Consider the following 17,974-nt stretch of genomic DNA (forward strand, 5'->3'; position numbering starts at 1 on the left):
GTGACCGCATTTGCGAGTGGTTTTACAGCATTAATTTGCGATAAAAGAAAAAACACCGCATAATACGGTGTTTAATAGTTTTAAAAATTATTTTTAATATACCGCTGATTGCGGCTTGTCGGTTTATCGGGAACAGTCATCTGAATCAGATTCATTTCGAGTGCAGGATTAAGATAATTTTTCCTGAAAGTTTCTCTTGATTTTAAATTCAGCTTATCCAAAAGTTCCGCAGTATTATAGGAAACATCAAATTCCATAACATCAAGCAATTTTTTTACATAATCATTCATCTGCCGAATATCGGATTTGGTTTGTGAAATAATTTCGGTAAGAATTTCGTCAATCATTTCAAGCATAAATTCTATGAAAATATTTGAGTTGCCCTCAATATGGCATTTTGAAATTGACTTGTAATATCTGTCTTGATATTTTTGAATTTGACTTTCAATAGGAATGTATTGAAAAATGGGTTTCCATTTTGTCAGAATTGCAGTCTGCCAAAGCCTTGCCATGCGACCGTTTCCGTCAGAAAACGGATGAATAAAAACAAATTCATAATGAAAAACAGATGACAAAATCAGTGGGTGAACATTATTTTTTTCACTGTTCATCCATTTAAACAAATCATCTATCAATGACGGCACAAAATGTGCAGGCGGAGCCATAAAAATGCATTTGTCACCGTCAAACACACCTTCTTCACCGTTTCTGAATTTTCCCGATTCATTGACAAGAGCATATGTCATTATGCCGTGGTATTTTTTTAGCTCTGTTACAGAATAAGGATTTATATTGTTAAGGTTGTCATAGGCATCGTATGCGTTTTTTACTTCTTGAATTTCTCTTTGCGGACCTAAAACAATGTGTCCGTTGATTACATCACGCACTTCTGAAATTGAAAGCGAGTTAGCCTCAATGGCAAGCGAAGAATAGATGGACTTGATTCTATTGTTTTTTCTTAACTGAGGTTTTGATTCAAAATCATTATAATTGCTGATTTTACCTATCTTCTCAGAAATTGATGATACAAATCCGAGCATTTTATTTGATATTGAAAACGGCGGTGTGTAGTCTGACATATTAACCATTCCTTGCACTTATTCTGTTTTTAATTATACCAAATTCAATTGAATTTATCAATAACTTGCTTATTATCTTGCTTACTATCTTGCTTACTGACTTGCTTATTATCTTGCGTGTTGTGGATAAAACAGCGATATTTTAGTCTGTAAAACAGAAGAAAGCCGTCCCGAAAAAATTCGGAGCGGCTTTCAAAGCTATGGTTATTCGGCAGGCGTCCCATTCTCCTACATCTCTCAAGGTTTCACTTTGTCAAGCCATCGGCGTGTGGACGGGGACGAAATCTTCCACCTCGAATAACTTCTGAATTTATTCTAACATTATTTTAATAAAATTGCAAATAAATCAAGGTTGAAATCCGATGCGAAAAGTTGTATTATGTGAGGGTAATAACAAGATGGCAATATGCATGGAGGATTGTGTATTTATGAAAGAAATCAAGACAAATGTAATGAGAATTTTAGACAAAGAAAAGGTTGAATATACTCACCACGAATATCCCCACGGCAAGGATGCCGTTGACGGAGTAACGGTGGCAACACTTATGAATCAAAATCCCGATTATGTTTTCAAAACTCTTGTAACAAAGGGCTTGGGCAGAGATTATTATGTTTTCGTAGTTCCTGTTGACCATGAGCTTGACCTTAAAAAATGTGCAAAGAGCGTAGGTGAAAAGTCGGTTGAAATGATTCCCGTAAAGGATATTACAAAGGTCACTGGTTATGTGCGTGGAGGCTGTTCACCTCTCGGAATGAAAAAGCAGTTCAAGACAACCTTCCACATTACAGCAGAGTCAATTCCGAAAATCATTGTCAGCGCAGGAAAAATCGGTTATCAAATTGATTTAAAACCAGAAGATTTAATCCGTCTTACAAACGGTCAATGTGCCGATATTATAAAGGACTGACCTGATATTCAAAAAACAACACCCCGACTGTGCCAAACGGTTTAGTCGGGGGTGTATTTTATTAATATGATTTATTCGTCAATAAATTCAAGGTCTTCGTCACTTACTTTTTTGAGTTCCTTTTTATTGAACAAATCGTAAATAACGGGGACGATGTAGAGCGTCATAAATGTTGCGTAGAGCAGACCGCCGATGCAGACAATTGCAATAGGCTGCATCATTTCTGCACCTGTGCCTATGCCGAGGGCCATAACAACAAGACCGAGAACGGTTGTGAGTGCGGTTATGAGGATAGGACGCATACGGGTTTTGCCTGCCTCAACAATTGACTCAATTCTTTCTTTGCCCTCAATACGAAGTTTGTTGATGTAGTCAACAAGTACGATACCGTTGTTTACAATGATACCGCAGAGCATTACAAAACCGACAAGCGATACAACGCTGATGTCAAATCCTGTGATTAAAAGTGCGAGGAAACCGCCCGTAAATGCAAGCGGAATTGTAAACATAATAATGAACGGTGATTTAAGGCTCTGGAACTGTGCAACCATAATGAGGTAGATGAGAATAATGCCGAGCAACAGCATAAGCATAAGCTGTGAAACTGCCTCCATTGTCATTTTGTCTGAACCTGCGTAGTCGATTGAACAGCTTTTCGGGAGCTTGTAATCGTTCATTGCGAATTTTACATTGTTTGAAACAGATGTAAGCGTGTAGCCGTCCTTGACTTCGGCACTGATTGTAAGATAACGCTTTTGATTTTCACGGCTGATTTTATCCATAGTTTCCGACTTTGAAATATCCGAAACAGAGGAGAGTTTAACTGTCTTTTCGTTACCGCTCTTATCCGTATAAGTTATGTCGAGGTCACGGAGATTTTTCGGAGTAACGGTTTCGCTGTCGTCCTTTACAACCACAACATTCATATCATTGCCGTCATCATTTGTAATAGCGGCGGCGGTTTTTTCTGTTGAAATTGCAGCGGCAACCTGCTGATAAACCTGTGCAACGGTAAGTCCCTTTTCAGCGGCTTTTGACTTGTCAACAGTAACCTTGATTTCGGGAGAAACAGCACCGATGCCGTTGTCAACCGATGCAACGCCATTAACCTTTTCAAGTGTCTTGCCGATATCCTCGGCAGTGCTTTTGAGTGTGTCAAGGTCATCGCCGTAGAGCGTAATCTGAACGGAACCGTCACCCATAAGGCTTGACATTGAACTTGAAGTGCCGCCGCTTACGGCAGCCTCGCCGTCAAGGCTTTCAAGATCCTTTTCAATCTTCTTTGAAATCTCACCGCTCTGTTTTGTGCAGTCATCCTTGAGAACGGCATATGCCATAAGTGAGCCGGCATCATTTGACGATGAACCGCCTGTAAGTCCCATAAGGCTTGACGAGTTGCCCGCCATAACGCCTACGGTTTCAAACTGGTCATATTTTGAAAGCAAATCGTTGAGCTTTTCGCCCTCTTTAACTGTTTCTTCAAAGGTTGCGTTATCGTCAAGCTTCAATGATACCTGAATCTGTGTACTGCTCATATCGGGCATAAAGCTGAAACCTCTCATCAGACAAAGACCTGCACTTGTAAAGAGAAGTGCAACTGCAACGAGAATTGCAGGAACTTTGTGCTTTAATACAAAACGAAGTGAGCGTTCATATGCTTTCTTGATTTTTCCGTCCTTCGGAGCGGAATTAGGTTTCATCTTGCGGAGCATTCTCTGTCCCATGGCCGGAACAAGTGTCAGCGCAACAATAAGGCTTGCAAGAAGTGAATATGTAACCGTGAGTGCAAGGTCAACAAACAGCTGACGGGTGATGCCTTCAACAAATACAATTGGCAGGAACACGCATACTGTGGTGAGAGTTGACGCCGTAATTGCGCCGGCAACCTGTCTTGCACCGTTAAGTGCCGCCTTAATCGGCGAAACACCCATACTTCTCAGTCGGTAGATATTTTCGATAACAACAACCGAGTTGTCAACAAGCATACCGACTCCTATTGCAAGTCCCGACAGCGAAATCATATTGAGTGTTACACCGCTGAAATACATGAGGACAATTGCAAACACAACGCTTATCGGAATTGAGCAGGCGACAATGAGCGTCGGTTTGATATCTCTGAGAAATAGGAAAAGTATGATAATTGCGAGAACCGCACCCATAAGAAGGTTCTGTAATACATTGTTGATTACAAGATTAATGTAGTCGCCTTCATTATAAAGGTTTGTAAAGTGAAGTCCGTCAACCTCTTTTGAAAGCGAATCAAGCTTTGTGTTAATGTTTTCGCAAACGGTAGAAGATGCTGTGTTGCTTGACTTTGAAAAGCTCAATACAATACCGGGGTTGCCGTTGATTTTTGCAAAGGTTTCGTCGGAATTATCGGCAACAAAAACATCTGCAACATCTTCAAGATGAATAACTCCGATTCCGTCAATTCCGGTGTCAAAAAGCACAAGCGACTTCATCTCTTTTTCATTATTCACCTTGTCGCCGACACGAACCATAAATTTGTTGTTATCGTCATCGGTAACATAGCCTGCCGGCATTGAAAAGTTTTGTGCCGTTAGAATTGAAGAAATGGTATCAAGTGTGACCGTGTTGCTCACATCAGCCTTGCTTTTTGCCTCTTTCTTTTTATCGGCAAGTTCTTTTTCGGATGCTTCAATCTGCTTTTCTGCACTTGAAAGCTGTGTAAGTGCGCTGTTGAGTTCACTCTGTTTTGAAGTGAGAGTTGACATAGCAGAGGACATTTTGAAGTCTGCACTTGACTGTTGTTGTGAAATGAGGGCAAGAGCGGAATCAACCGAAACCGACTTGTCGTCAAGTCCCGAAATTGCGTTATCAAGCTGTGCAATACCCGAGTTGATTTGTGAGATTTTCTCCGACATTTCGCTTAATGCAGAGTCGATTTTATCTCCCGAAGTTCCGAGCTTTTTAAGTGAATTTTCAACATTTTGAAGTGCCTCTGCACTTTTGTTAATGAAATTCTGAACTGTCTGCATTGTTTTTGCGATATCGGGAGCTTTGATTCCGTAAGGCTCAAGTACCTTGTTAAGCTCGTCAATCTGCTGTTGAAGTGCCTTGTAATCCTCACTGTCGGGGAGAACATCGTTCATTTTCCGAATAATTTCCTGATACTGCTCGTTGAATTTTGAAAGCTGCTCAAGCTTTTGCGTAAGCTGTGACTGCTCGGAAGTCAGTTCATCATAGGTCGTTTTCAGTTCAAGCAAACCCTGATAAGCGGTTTCGAGCAAGGTCTTTGTTGAAGTGAGGCTTGCCTTTCGGTCAAGCAACTGCATCTTTGCCGACAAAAGCTGTGTTTTACCGCTTTCAGCCTTGTTTTGTGCGTCGGCAAGCTGTTTTGAAACAGCCTCCTGCTGTGAGTTGATTTGCTCAATTGAAGATGAAACTGTACCCTGACCGTCCTTGGCTTTGCCGATATTATCCTGCAATTCCTTTTTAGCCTTGGCAATTTTGTGCTCCGCATCACCGAATTGATTATCGAGCGCAGCAGAAATCTTCTTATTAAGCTTGTCAAGCTTATCCTGTGAAAGTACGACATTTTCCTGTTCCGTAACAATGCCCTTGTCAGAAACAGAGGCAACACCGTCAATGCCTTCAAGTTCATTCAAAAGTTCGTTTGTGACATAATCCGAAAGCTCTGTCTGCGACTTGCCTTCAAAGTCAACCGCCGTCATTGCAACGGGGAGAATGTTCGGATTGATTTTGATGAGGTACGGTGTTCCGACTCCGTCAGGCCAATTGCCCTTGATTGTGTCAAGACTTGAACGCATATCAACAGTTGCGCTGTCCATATTTGTGCCGTCCTCAAATTCAATCATTAAAAGTGAATAGTTGTCCGATGAGGTAGAGGTGATCTCCTTAACACCGTCAATTGCCGACATCGACTGTTCAAGAGGCTTTGAAACCGTTGTTTCAACCGCCTCGGGTGTCTGACCTGCGTAGGTGGTCATAATAACGGCATAGGGAAAGTCCATATTCGGTAAAAGGTCGGGGGTCATCTTAAAAAATGACACAATACCCAGAACCAGAACAAGTACAACCGCAACCAATACCGTCATCGGTTTTTTTACGCTGATTTTTGATAACATGGATTACTCCTTCGTTCGTGCTTTTTATCTATGAGTATATTTCATATTAAATGCAATTTCTACCAACTTAGGTTTACATTTTCTGTTGAAATCGGCCGCAACCGGTTGCATGAATATTAAACTTAATCTGCAATTGCACCTGTTTTGATAATTTCAAGTTTTCTGTGATACTCCCTGTGAACCTCGTCAAAAGGCTTTCCTATTACAAAAACATTGAACACGGCATTCTTCAGCACCTGAGTGAGAATCTGTGAAAGACACTTCACATCTTCATCTGAAGTATATTTAAGGTTACTTCTGTCAAAATTGTTTGTAACGCTGACAAGCTCTGCAACGCCCTTGAAACGGTTGATAAAATATTCCGAAACAAGACTGTCATTTGCCTTTATATTTTTGATGAGATTCTTCATAATGATACTTTGTTTTGCATCCTTTGAACATTCGCATAGAATTTCAAAAAGCAAATCATAAGTTACAAATATGTCGCCGTGAGTGCGAGAGATAACCTCTGTGGCTTTTTCAAGCGAAAAGTTGATAAATGAGCGTGTCATAACCTCCACAAGGTCAACCTTATCGTCAAAGTACTGATAAAAACTGCCTCTCGAAATGTTTGCGTTCTTTATAATATTGTTTATGCTGACTCTCTCTCCCGACGAACCGGCAAATTCATTGAATATTGCGTCCGTGATTCTCTTACGCTTTTCTTCGGGAAGATTATAAAAGGTGTTTTTAATCATAAAAAATCCTCCAAAATAAATGTGACAGGCAGTCATATGACAACCTGTCACAATTTTAACATCGTTTATTTATTGTGTCAATTAAAGGCGTTTTAGATTTTGCACATATACGATCAAAAATCTTTGTGCATATTAACAACAAAATTAAGCTTTGCCTTTAAATTTTTCAAAAAGTCCTTTGCATCCGCTGTAAATATCGTTGTATGCCTGCTCAAAATCACCGCTGTACCACGGATCCGATACATCACGATTCATACCTGCAAAGCTCATCATCTTGCAAACCTTTCCGTCTTTGTCATCGCCGAAAATTCGCATAGTGTTTCTGATATTATTAGAGTCCATGCAGATGAAATAATCGTACTTGTCATAGTCGGATTTTTTGAGCTGAACAGCCCTCTTGCCGTCACAACCGATTCCGTGTTTTGCAAGCTCACGCTTAGCCGGCGGATAAACAGGATTTCCAATCCCGTTCCATATCTCCTCCGTACTTGTAGCGGAAGATTCAATAACAAACCTGTCCGCAATTCCTGCCTTCTTAACCATGTCCCTGAATATAAACTCCGCCATAGGCGACCGACAAATATTCCCATGGCACACAAACATTATCCTTATCATATTAAAATTCCTCCCGATTTCAGATGCTTACGGTTTTAAACAGATGATTACATTATAACATAATAATTAAATTGCTACAACAAACAGCACTCACACTGCTGAAGTGAAGTTGATTATGGGGTTGTTTTTTCTGTAACAGGAAATGACTGTGATTTGCTCCTGCTTACCTCGCACAGTATATTAGAAAATTTGCAAAATGCAGATTTGTGTGTATGAAAATATCTTCAAAGATGAGTTTTCTGTCATTGAAATCAGTCAAGCAAAAGCTAAGAAAAATGATATTTAAAAAGGTTTTGCTGCTCAGTGTGTCATATAACAAAAAAGTTACTCCCTCAAGGTTTCTATCCTCAAAACCGCATATCTACCGCCTTGACGGAGGTGTTTTTAATTGTTATAATTTATACAAATGGGGTGGTATTTTGAAAAAGACAAGACTGTTGAAAATTGTTCTCAAACGGACGGGTGCAATTAAGCTTTTGTGCAGTTATGTTATCGTGTTTTTTGCGGTGAGTGTTGCAATATGGATTTTTGAACCGAACATAACTCGGCTTTTTGACAGCATATGGTACTGTTTCAGCGTTGCCACAACAATAGGACTCGGAGATGTGCTTGCAACAACGCTTGTCGGCAGAGTGCTTTCAATCTTTCTTTCGATATGTTCAATTCTTATCATTGCAGTAGTTCCGGGCGTAATCACAAGCTACTATGTCGAAAGCACAAAACTTCGTGCTGACGAAAGCAGTGCAAAGTTTCTTGATGATCTTGAGCGCCTTCCCGAACTTTCAAAAGAAGAACTTGTCGAGCTTTCCGAAAAGGTGAAAAAGTTTAATCGTAAAAAGTAAATTTGATAAATTAAATGCGAGTATAAAAGAAGGGCTGTCGCAGAATGCGAAATCCTGTGACAGCCCAAACTGTTTATTCTGTTAATTCTTAAAACTCAATTGCATCTGTGACATCGTCATCTGTTTCGTCATCAGACTCGTCAAAATAATCGGCATCGTCAGAATCACTTTCGTCTTCGGGAATGTCAATCATATCGAACTCGTCATATGTAACAGCCTTGTTGAGTTTGAAGAAGTTTGTCTGGCAGAAGTAGCGGCAGACACGGATGTAGTTGAGAAATTCGGGAGTTTCATTCTCATAGTCCTCGGCAGAAACACCCTCTTTGATGATAAGCAGCATTTCTACAATCTGCGAGTTACTGATAAAGAAGTTGTTATGCTCCTCAAAGATTATAAAAATGTCGTCATCGTCGAGGTCATATTTTTCGCAGGCATAAAGCGCCTCGCTCTTTGAGTTTCTCACAACCCTGTAAATCTCAAAATCAATCATATCAGGCTCATCGCAATCAATGTTGCCCATAACGCAGAGTTCAAGAAAAGTCTTGCTCATAACAGCCTTGTCGGTCAGTTCAAGGTCAAAGTGCTTTTCAAGAGAAATGATAAGCTCGTCCTGTGACTTTACACCCGGTGTGATGAGTGGCTTGTATCGTTTGATGAGTTTGTTTTTATAAAATTCCGAATTTTCATACTTTAATGAAAGATTAGCGGCAATGTTGTCAAATATATTCATCGTTATCTCCTTAAAAAACAAGTGGTTTTTATGTTTACAAGTAAATTATAATCGAATTTAAGGATAAAATCAATATGCTTTTTGAATATAATGCCCAAACAGATTTATAAATTCGCAGTTTTCATTTATAATCTTAGTATGGATTGAACGGTAAGGAGGAGAGTTATGAGCTTGTTTGATAAAATGAAAAAACATCAGCCCCCTGAAAAACCGAATGACGGCGAATTTAAAAGCGATGTAAACACGATTCTGCACGGTACAAGCGTTCAGAACAGAAAAGAAATGTGCGAGCTTGAATACATGAAGGCAAGACGGCTTTTGAAAAATCCGACCGTTGAAACCGTTGCCCGTGCTAAAAATATAATGAATACCCTTGCAACCGATTTCGATTATCTTCCTGCCGTATTGTGGATGGCTGAATTTTCCGTGAACGGTGTCAAAAATCCCGAACAGGCGGCTATGTGGTACAAAAAAGCCGCAGACCTTGGCAGTGCGAATGGAGCATCCAAAATTGCAGATATTCTTATGGACGGCAGAGGTGTTACCCGCAATCCGAAACTTGCAATGGAGTACTATAAAATTGCCGCCGATAACGGCATAGCGTCAGCGTCATTCGCATTGGGTGAATATTATGCAAAAACAGGCAATAGGGAAGAGGCCGTAAAAGCCTATGAAAAAGCCATCAAAGGCGGATATAAAGATGCCGAAAAAAAGCTTGCCAAATTGAATAAAAAGTTTTGATTGTGCTTATCAGTGTTAGAAAATATGTTTATGAATTGTTCCGTGGATAAGATTGTTTTTTGTTTAGGCTATGAAGTGAATCTAAAACAATGATATGTGAAAAAAGTTGAAAATGAAAGGTAATTATGGTAAAATTAGATGAATAGATGTGAAATAAAATCGTAAATTTTAAACAATAATATGTTTTTTGCGAGTTAACTGTTTTATGATTTATTATTATATTATGAGAGGAGAATAAAAATGAAAACAACAAAAAGATTGACGATTATATTTCTTGTTTTTTTGTTAATCACATCAATTGGTGTTACAACTTCTGTTAGTGCAGGAAGTTTATTAGAAGATAAATTAGAACAAATAAAAAGTGTTTATTCCGATGGTAAATATTTTACTAGAAGCGGAAATATTTGTAACTCAAATCAGAGCTCGGACTGTGAATTAAATAACATTCCTTCTCGTGGAGGATTACCATCTGGTTCACAGGTTGCGACAGTTTGTGGAGATGCGTGGTCATGTTGTTCTTTTGCAAAGTATGTGTTTTATTGCCTTTTTGAAGTTTCTCCATTGGACAGTAGTTATACAAATGTTTCAAATCTAAAACAGGGAGATTATATAAAATTTTATTCCTCTACTTATGGAGAACACTATGGAATATATCTTGATGAAGATGCTTCAAATTGGTATGTTTATGATTCAAATTACACTTTTCCCGCAAGTAATAGGATACGTTATTATGGTGCAATTAGTAAATCTGGAACGTACATTAAAGAAGCTCGTCACGCAAATAATTATGATCAAATAAATACTAAAAAACATTGGTATGATAATATTTCTCCTGTAAATTTAGGCGATGAATTTTATGCAAAAATTAAAAATAAATACATGGGAACGTATATATCTGTAGGAAACAGAATTTCAGACTCTGCTTTTGATGCAATAGGAAAGACGGAAAGCGGAGAAAATAATCAAATTTGGCATTTCATTAGACTTAGTGATGGCAGTTATGCAATAAGAAATGCTGATAATAATTTTAGTTTAGATATTGAGGCGGGAAATAACATTAATAATTTATCAGCTCAACCAAACGGTACGAATGTTCAATTATATTCAACTTATAATGAAACAAGTAATCAAAAGTTTTTTGTTTATAATATATTTGATTCTTTTTATATAAGACCAGTGGGCACGGATAAAGTTATAGATTTAAGTTTGTCAAATAATTGTGTAACAATATATGATTATGCAGAAAATTTTGATCCTCAAAAATTCGATATTGTTAAAATTGATTTAAAAAATAATATACCTGTAAATTTAGGAAATCGATTCTACGCATTAATCAAGAACAAAAAGACAGAAAATTTGATTTCAGAAGGTGGCAATATTTCTAAATATGCTAATGATGTAATTGGAAAACCTGCAAATAATGATGAAAATCAAATTTGGCTTTTTAATAGGAACAGTGATGGAAGTTATTCAATTAAAAATTTAAAAAGTAATATGTATCTTGATGTTGAAGCAGGTTATAACATAGATGATTTATTAGCACAACCCAATGGTACTAATGTTCAAACATATTATAAGTATAATGGAACTGGAAATCAGAAATTTTACATTTATAGAATGTTTAACTCGTACTACATAAAACCGGTTGGGATGAACAGAATAGTTGATATGGGGATAGATAATTGTCTAGTTGCAGTTTGGGATTATGGTGATGATTTTGCTCCACAGAAATTTGATATTATTAGAATAGATGTCAATAATACTTTACCTAGTGATTTAGGAGATGAGTTTTATGCAATAATAAAAAATATACGAACGAATAATGTTTTTACTATGACTAATTCTCTATCTAAATATGCATATGACATAAAAGGTGAAGAATATAATAATAGTGACAATCAAATTTGGAAATTCATAAAAGAGAGTGATGGAAGTTATTTGATACAAAACACTAGCAACGGATATTATCTTGATGTTGAAGCTGGATTTAATATAGATAATCTTTCAGCACAACCAAATGGAACTAATATTCAAGCCTACTACAAATATAATGGAACTACCAATCAAAAATTTTATATTTATAAACTTTTTGATGCATATTATATTAAACCAGCGGGAACGCAAAAAATGGTAGATATGGGGGTATCAAATGGATTGGTGGCAATATGGGAGTATGCAGATGATTTTGCTCCTCAAAAATTTGATATAATTAAAATTAAAAGTAAAAATCATTTAATTGGTGATGTGAATCTTGATGGTGAAATTACTATTACTGATGCAACAGAAATTCAAAAATATATTACCAAAATTATTACTTTTTCCGAAGAACAAATGAATTTAGCTGATATAAATCGTGATGGTAGTTTAGATGTAAGTGATTCAACGTATTTACAAAAATATATTGTAGGAATTGATAATATAATATTAGAAAAATAATAGTAAACCTCTTTTTAAATCTTGATTAAACTGTTTTCTAAACGGGCTTTCGATTCCCATCCGATTGTTTTATTTTTTAATTTTTGCAAAAAGAAAAGGTACTCAGTATTGAGTACCTTTTCGTATGGAGCGGATGATTACTTTGTAATACAGAAGTTGCCAATCTCGTCTTTGTTTAAAGCGTTTAGGCTTAACTTGGATCAACGCTACGCCCTAAAAACAGTTCGCTGAACTGTTTTCTAAACGGGCTTTCGATTCCCATCCGATTGTTTTATTTTTTAATTTTTGCAAAAAGAAAAGGTACTCAGTATTGAGTACCTTTTAATGGAGCGGATGATTACTTTGTGATACAGAAGTTGCCAATCTCGTCTTTGTCTAAAGCGTTTGGGCTTAACTTGGATCAACGCTACGCCCTAAAAACAGTTTGCTGAACTGTTTTCTAAACGGGATTTCGATTCCCATCCGATTGATTTATTTCTTTAATATGCAAAAAGAAAAGGTACTCATTTTCGAGTACCTTTTAGTATGGAGCGGATGATTACTTTGTGATACAGAAGTTGCCAATCTCGTCTTTGTCTAAAGCGTTTGGGCTTAACTTGGATCAACGCTACGCCCTAAAAACAGTTTGCTGAACTGTTTTCTAAACGGGATTTCGATTCCCATCCGATTGATTTATTTCTTTAATATGCAAAAAGAAAAGGTACTCATTTTCGAGTACCTTTTAGTATGGAGCGGATGATTACTTTGTGATACAGAAGTTGCCAATCTCGTCTTTGTCTAAAGCGTTTAGGCTTAACTTGGATCAACGCTACGCCCTAAAAACAGTTCGCTGAACTGTTTTCTAAACGGGCTTTCGATTCCCATCTGATTGTTTTATTTTTTAATTTTTGCAAAAAGAAAAGGTACTCAAAAATGAGTACCTTTTAGTGGAGCGGATGATGGGAATCGAACCCACACGATCAGCTTGGAAGGCTGAAGTTCTACCACTAAACTACATCCGCTTATCTGCAACATTGTTATTATATCACGCAGTTTAGTATATGTCAAGAATTTTTTGTTGTGAAATATGCAGGGGCATTCGATGAACACCCCTGATGAATTTATATAACTTATTATCTCACAAATTTGAACTTGTTTCAAATCGTTTTCGCAATTGTTTTAACGCTTTGGTTTCGATGCGGCTGACATAGGAACGGGATATGCCTAACATTTTGGCAACACTTTTTTGAGTCAAGGCTTCCTTGCCGTCAAGACCGTACCTTAATATAATAATCTTCTGTTCACGCTCGTTAAGTTCCTCTCTTATGAACTGACCGAGCTTTTTTGAATTAAGCTTCAAATCAAGATTGTCGATTATATTATCGTCAACCGACATAATATCAAGAAGGGTGAGAGGGTTGCCGTCCTTGTCGGTATCAATTGTTTCGTTTAAAGAAATATCCTGAGCACTTTTCTTTGCATTTCTGAAATGCATAAGAATTTCGTTTTCAATACATCTGCTTGCATAAGAACTTAATTTTATGTTTTTGTTTATGTCAAAAGTGTTGATTGCCTTTATCAGACCGATTGTTCCGATTGATACAAGGTCATCCTGTTCGCTTTGTGTTCCGTAATATTTCTTTATTATGTGTGCGACAAGTCTCAGATTGTGTTCAACGAGCATATTTCTTGCCGCAATATCGCCGTTTGCACTTTTTTCAAGATATTCACGCTCTTGCTTTTCTGTTAAAGGTTTCGGAAACGAACCGCCTCCGCAAACATGAAGAATGAAAAAACATATATATTGTCCTAAAAATCCGAGTAACTCAATCATAACAGCACCCCTTAAACTAAAATTTATCGTTATATAATTTTATTCGTGAAATGTTCAATAATTGCCTGTACCTGATTTTCCTCAAAAAACTTCACGAAATATTCAAAAGCTTGATTTTTGCAATGAATTTGTATATTATACCACTTGAAATTTTGGCAAGAATAAACTACAATTTAACTATGTCGTGTTTCGACAAAATATTTTAGGGGGGCTTTCTTTTGGAAAAGATTTTCAAACTGAAAGAAAACGGCACTAATGTCAAAACCGAGATTATTGCCGGCGTTACAACATTCCTTGCAATGGCTTATATACTCGCTGTAAACCCGAGTATTCTTTCTGCCGCAGGAATGGATCCGAATGCAATCTTTGCAGCAACAGCTGTATCGGCTGCTTTCGCAACACTCATCATGGCATTTTATGCCAACTATCCTGTAGTTCTTGCTTCCGGTATGGGACTGAATGCATATTTTGCATACACAGTTGTTCCGCAGCTTGCAGAGCAGGGTATCACAAATCCATGGCAGGTAGCTTTGACAGCTATCCTTGTTGAGGGTATTATTTTCATTATCCTCTCAATCTTCAAATTCCGTGAAACACTTGTAAACAAGGTTCCTCAGAACCTCAAGTACGGTATTTCGGCAGGTATCGGTCTTTTTATCACGATTGTAGGTCTTAAGGGCGCAGGCGTTATCACAACAGACGCTTACTATGATGGCAAGGCTGTTCAGTCATCAACTCTCGTTAAGCTCGGTGATGTTGGTTCTGCTCCGGTGGTTCTTGCACTTGTCGGTATCCTCATTGTTGCTACACTCTGGCACTACAGAGTTAAAGGTTCAATCCTTATCGGTATCCTTGCAACATGGGTTCTCGGCATCATTGCACAGCTTTGCGGTTGGTATCAGGGTGCATCGCTCATTCCTGATTTTGCAAACTACTCTGTATTCGGACCTATCCAGAATATGGCAACAGAAACTTTCTTCAAGTTTGATTTCGGTTATGTGGCACAGCATGCGCTTAACTTTGCCGTTATCGTTTTTGCATTCCTCTTTGTTGACCTCTTTGATACAGTAGGTACACTTATCGGTGTTGCTCAGGAGGGTAATCTCCTCAATGAAAAGGGCGAACTTCCCCGTGTAGGTCGTGCTCTTATGTCTGATGCACTCGGTACATGCCTTGGTGCTTGCCTCGGTACATCAACAGTAACATCTTATGTTGAGTCAACAACAGGTGTTGCAGAGGGCGGCAGAACAGGTCTTACAGCTCTTACTTCTGCAATTCTCTTTATCCTTGCTATTCCGCTTTATCCGATTTTCCTTGCTATTCCTTCATTTGCAACAGCTCCTGCACTCGTATTTGTAGGTCTTCTTATGATTAAGAATGTTACAAAGATGGATTTTGATTCAGACATTGCCGATACAGTCGGCGGTTTCGTAGCAATCATCTTTATGCCGTTTGCATATTCAATAGCAACAGGTATCATGTTCGGTATCCTTACTTGGGTTATTCTCAAGATTGTTACAGGCAAAATCAAAGAAATTCATCCGATTATGTGGGTTGCGTTTGCTTTGTTTGCAGTAAGAATTGTAACAATGATTTGCGGTGTATCGTCGTAACTTCATATATAAACTCTGCGGGGGCGTTTTTCGCTCCCGCTTTTTGTGTTTTCTTACAAGTTAAATAGGTTATTGTTGTGCAACAGGCTCATTGACATATACAGCCGTTTATGATATGCTTTAATCATATTATTAATATATGAATAGGGTGGTTAATTTGAAAATTTCAACAAAGGGCAGGTATGCGCTCCGACTTATGGTTGACCTTGCTCAGTGTAAACAAGGGGAAAATGTAGCCCTAAAGGAGGTTGCCGCCCGTCAGGAAATATCGCTTAAATACCTTGAACAGATTATTACCGTACTTACAAAGGCAGGTTATGTGCTCAGCGCAAGAGGTTCAAACGGAGGATATCGTCTTGCTCATGAACCCGAGTATTATACTGTCGGTATGATTTTAAGACTCACCGAGGGCAGTCTTGCACCCGTGGCTTGCCTTGAGGGTAATGAAAATACCTGTGATCGTCGTGAACAATGTTCAACGCTTTTTGTGTGGGAGAAACTCCAGAAGGCTATTGACGATGTTGTTGACAACATTACTCTTGCCGACATTATTGCAAATTCGGCAGATAACTATGTAATTTAATATAATCCGAAAGCATCCTTTACGGGTGCTTTTCTTGTTTACACAGCAATTTAGTAGGTAATGCGGTGTTTTGCCGTTTGCAAATGATGCTTTTGAATATTAGTTTTAAAAAATCAGAAAAATTTTCAAATTGACTGCTTAACGGTTGAAATTTAAAAAACGGCTTGAATATCGGCTTTTTCGACCTTTTCAATAATCAAAACCCAGCAAACCTACTAAACCAATAGGAAAGATAAGAAAAAATTTCAAAAAACCTATTGACAAATAAAAAATCTGTGGTATGATATAGACAATCCAATTAAAACCCACCAATCGAATAGGAAATATGGGAAAGGTGATCCGAATGAAAAATCTCAGATTCAAACGATGTTGCAGTAATGCACGAATGTGATACGGGACACATCAAATCCGCAACATAACTTCTGAAATTAAAATTAAAATGAAATGAGGACATTAAAATGAGTAAATTAAGCGAAAGAAATCTTAAATTTGAAACAAAACAGCTTCACATCGGTCAGGAAACAGCAGACCCTGTAACAGACGCAAGAGCAGTTCCGATTTATGCAACTACTTCTTATGTATTCCACAACAGCCAGCACGCTGCAGACCGCTTTGCACTCAAAGATGCAGGTAACATCTACGGCAGACTTACAAACCCGACAGAGGATGTTTTTGAAAAGAGAATTGCAGCTCTTGAGGGCGGCACAGCAGCTCTTGCAGTTGCATCAGGTGCAGCAGCAGTTTCATATGCACTCCAGGCTCTTGCAAAAGCAGGCGACAACATCGTAGCCGCAAAGACAATCTACGGCGGCACATACAACTGGCTTGAGCATACATTCTCAGAGTATGGTGTAACAACAAAGTTCGTTAATCCTGACGAAGAAAACGCATTTGAAAATGCAATTGACGAAAACACAAAGGCTGTTTTCATTGAATCACTCGGTAACCCCAATTCAAATATTATTGATATTGAAGAGGTAGCAAACATTGCTCATTCACACAAGATTCCGCTTGTAATCGACAGCACATTCGCTACACCTTATCTTCTCAGACCGTTTGAGTACGGCGCAGATATCGTTGTTCATTCGGCAACAAAGTTTATCGGCGGTCACGGTACGGCTCTCGGCGGTGTAATCGTTGAAAGCGGTAAGTTTGACTGGGCTGCATCAGGCAAGTTCCCACAGTTCTCAGAGCCTAACGCATCATATCACGGTGCAGTATTTACAGAGGCTGCTCCGGGCGCTGCTCTTGTAACTTATGTTCGTGCCATTCTCCTCAGAGATACAGGCGCTACACTTTCACCGTTCCACGCATTTTTGTTCCTTCAGGGCCTTGAAACACTTTCACTTCGTGTTGAACGCCATGTTGAAAATGCACTCAAGGTTGTTGACTTCCTCTCTAAGAACCCGAAGGTAGAAAATGTTAATCATCCCTCACTTCCTGACAGCAAGTACAACGCACTTTACAAGAAATACTTCCCGAAGGGTGCAGGCTCAATCTTCACATTTGAAATCAAGGGTGACGCTGAAACTGCAAAGAAATTCATCGACCACCTCGAAGTATTCTCACTTCTTGCAAATGTTGCAGATGTTAAATCTCTTGCAATTCACCCGGCATCAACAACTCATTCACAGCTCAGCGAGGCAGAGCTTGCAGAACAGGGCATTAAGCCAAACACTATCAGACTTTCAATCGGCACAGAGAATATCGACGATATTATCTATGACCTTCAGGAAGCATTTGATTCACTTGATGACTGATTTTAATT

13 protein-coding genes and 1 tRNA gene are annotated in these 17,974 nt (G+C 38.4%); 7 read left to right on the forward strand and 7 right to left on the reverse strand.

Annotated features, from left to right (window positions below; translation table 11 throughout):
• Positions 1–80: 80 nt before the first annotated feature.
• Positions 81–1,079: a Fic family protein gene (locus QDI94_RS00980; protein WP_278866480.1), complete on the reverse strand. Its 999-nt coding sequence runs from the start codon at positions 1,077–1,079 to the stop codon at positions 81–83.
• A 428-nt stretch (positions 1,080–1,507) separates the two neighbouring features.
• On the opposite strand from QDI94_RS00980, the gene ybaK reads away from it, so the two are divergent.
• Positions 1,508–1,987, forward strand: a complete 480-nt coding sequence (gene ybaK, locus QDI94_RS00985; RefSeq protein WP_278868686.1) for a Cys-tRNA(Pro) deacylase — start codon at positions 1,508–1,510, stop codon at positions 1,985–1,987.
• 71 nt (positions 1,988–2,058) lie between these two features.
• Here the strand turns inward: ybaK and QDI94_RS00990 are convergent, their stop codons facing one another.
• The 3 genes from QDI94_RS00990 to QDI94_RS01000 all read right to left on the reverse strand — a co-directional run bounded on the left by QDI94_RS00990 (position 2,059) and on the right by QDI94_RS01000 (position 7,448).
• Entirely contained in the window at positions 2,059–6,096 is a 4,038-nt protein-coding gene (locus QDI94_RS00990; RefSeq protein ID WP_278866481.1) for an efflux RND transporter permease subunit, read from the reverse strand.
• Between the two features lie 122 nt (positions 6,097–6,218).
• Positions 6,219–6,833, reverse strand: a complete 615-nt coding sequence (locus tag QDI94_RS00995; protein ID WP_169923291.1) for a TetR family transcriptional regulator — start codon at positions 6,831–6,833, stop codon at positions 6,219–6,221.
• A 144-nt stretch (positions 6,834–6,977) separates the two neighbouring features.
• Positions 6,978–7,448: a low molecular weight protein-tyrosine-phosphatase gene (locus tag QDI94_RS01000; RefSeq protein WP_278866482.1), complete on the reverse strand. Its 471-nt coding sequence runs from the start codon at positions 7,446–7,448 to the stop codon at positions 6,978–6,980.
• A gap of 419 nt (positions 7,449–7,867) precedes the next feature.
• Here QDI94_RS01000 and QDI94_RS01005 point away from each other — a divergent pair, with 419 nt between their 5' ends.
• Positions 7,868–8,290: a potassium channel family protein gene (locus QDI94_RS01005; RefSeq protein ID WP_021883385.1), complete on the forward strand. Its 423-nt coding sequence runs from the start codon at positions 7,868–7,870 to the stop codon at positions 8,288–8,290.
• Positions 8,291–8,378: 88 nt separating this feature from the next.
• Here the strand turns inward: QDI94_RS01005 and QDI94_RS01010 are convergent, their stop codons facing one another.
• A complete protein-coding gene (locus QDI94_RS01010) occupies positions 8,379–9,020 on the reverse strand; it encodes a hypothetical protein (RefSeq protein WP_278866483.1) in 642 nt (213 codons plus the stop codon).
• Positions 9,021–9,185: 165 nt separating this feature from the next.
• On the opposite strand from QDI94_RS01010, the gene QDI94_RS01015 reads away from it, so the two are divergent.
• Both QDI94_RS01015 and QDI94_RS01020 read left to right on the forward strand, forming a co-directional pair.
• The gene (locus QDI94_RS01015; protein ID WP_278866484.1) at positions 9,186–9,761 is read left to right on the forward strand and encodes a tetratricopeptide repeat protein; all 576 of its coding nucleotides are present in this window, start codon (positions 9,186–9,188) and stop codon (positions 9,759–9,761) included.
• 240 nt (positions 9,762–10,001) lie between these two features.
• On the forward strand, positions 10,002–12,197 hold the full coding sequence (locus QDI94_RS01020; RefSeq protein ID WP_278866486.1) for an RICIN domain-containing protein: 2,196 nt from the start codon (positions 10,002–10,004) through the stop codon (positions 12,195–12,197).
• Between the two features lie 927 nt (positions 12,198–13,124).
• Here the strand turns inward: QDI94_RS01020 and QDI94_RS01025 are convergent.
• Positions 13,125–13,198, reverse strand: a tRNA-Gly gene (locus QDI94_RS01025).
• Between the two features lie 116 nt (positions 13,199–13,314).
• Positions 13,315–14,010, reverse strand: a complete 696-nt coding sequence (gene sigK, locus QDI94_RS01030) for an RNA polymerase sporulation sigma factor SigK (RefSeq protein WP_278866489.1) — start codon at positions 14,008–14,010, stop codon at positions 13,315–13,317.
• 218 nt (positions 14,011–14,228) lie between these two features.
• Between sigK and QDI94_RS01035 the strand changes: the two genes are divergently transcribed.
• From QDI94_RS01035 to QDI94_RS01045, 3 genes are all read left to right on the forward strand, one after another.
• The gene (locus tag QDI94_RS01035; protein WP_278419263.1) at positions 14,229–15,623 is read left to right on the forward strand and encodes an NCS2 family permease; all 1,395 of its coding nucleotides are present in this window, start codon (positions 14,229–14,231) and stop codon (positions 15,621–15,623) included.
• Between the two features lie 157 nt (positions 15,624–15,780).
• Positions 15,781–16,206, forward strand: coding sequence for an RrF2 family transcriptional regulator (locus QDI94_RS01040; RefSeq protein ID WP_155129374.1), 426 nt, complete (start codon positions 15,781–15,783; stop codon positions 16,204–16,206).
• A 458-nt stretch (positions 16,207–16,664) separates the two neighbouring features.
• Complete coding sequence (locus QDI94_RS01045; protein ID WP_278866491.1) at positions 16,665–17,966, forward strand: O-acetylhomoserine aminocarboxypropyltransferase/cysteine synthase family protein; 1,302 nt, start codon at positions 16,665–16,667, stop codon at positions 17,964–17,966.
• The last annotated feature ends 8 nt before the right edge of the window (positions 17,967–17,974 follow it).

The organism is Ruminococcus bromii (assembly GCF_928721825.1).
Lineage (GTDB): Bacteria > Bacillota > Clostridia > Oscillospirales > Acutalibacteraceae > Ruminococcoides > Ruminococcoides bromii.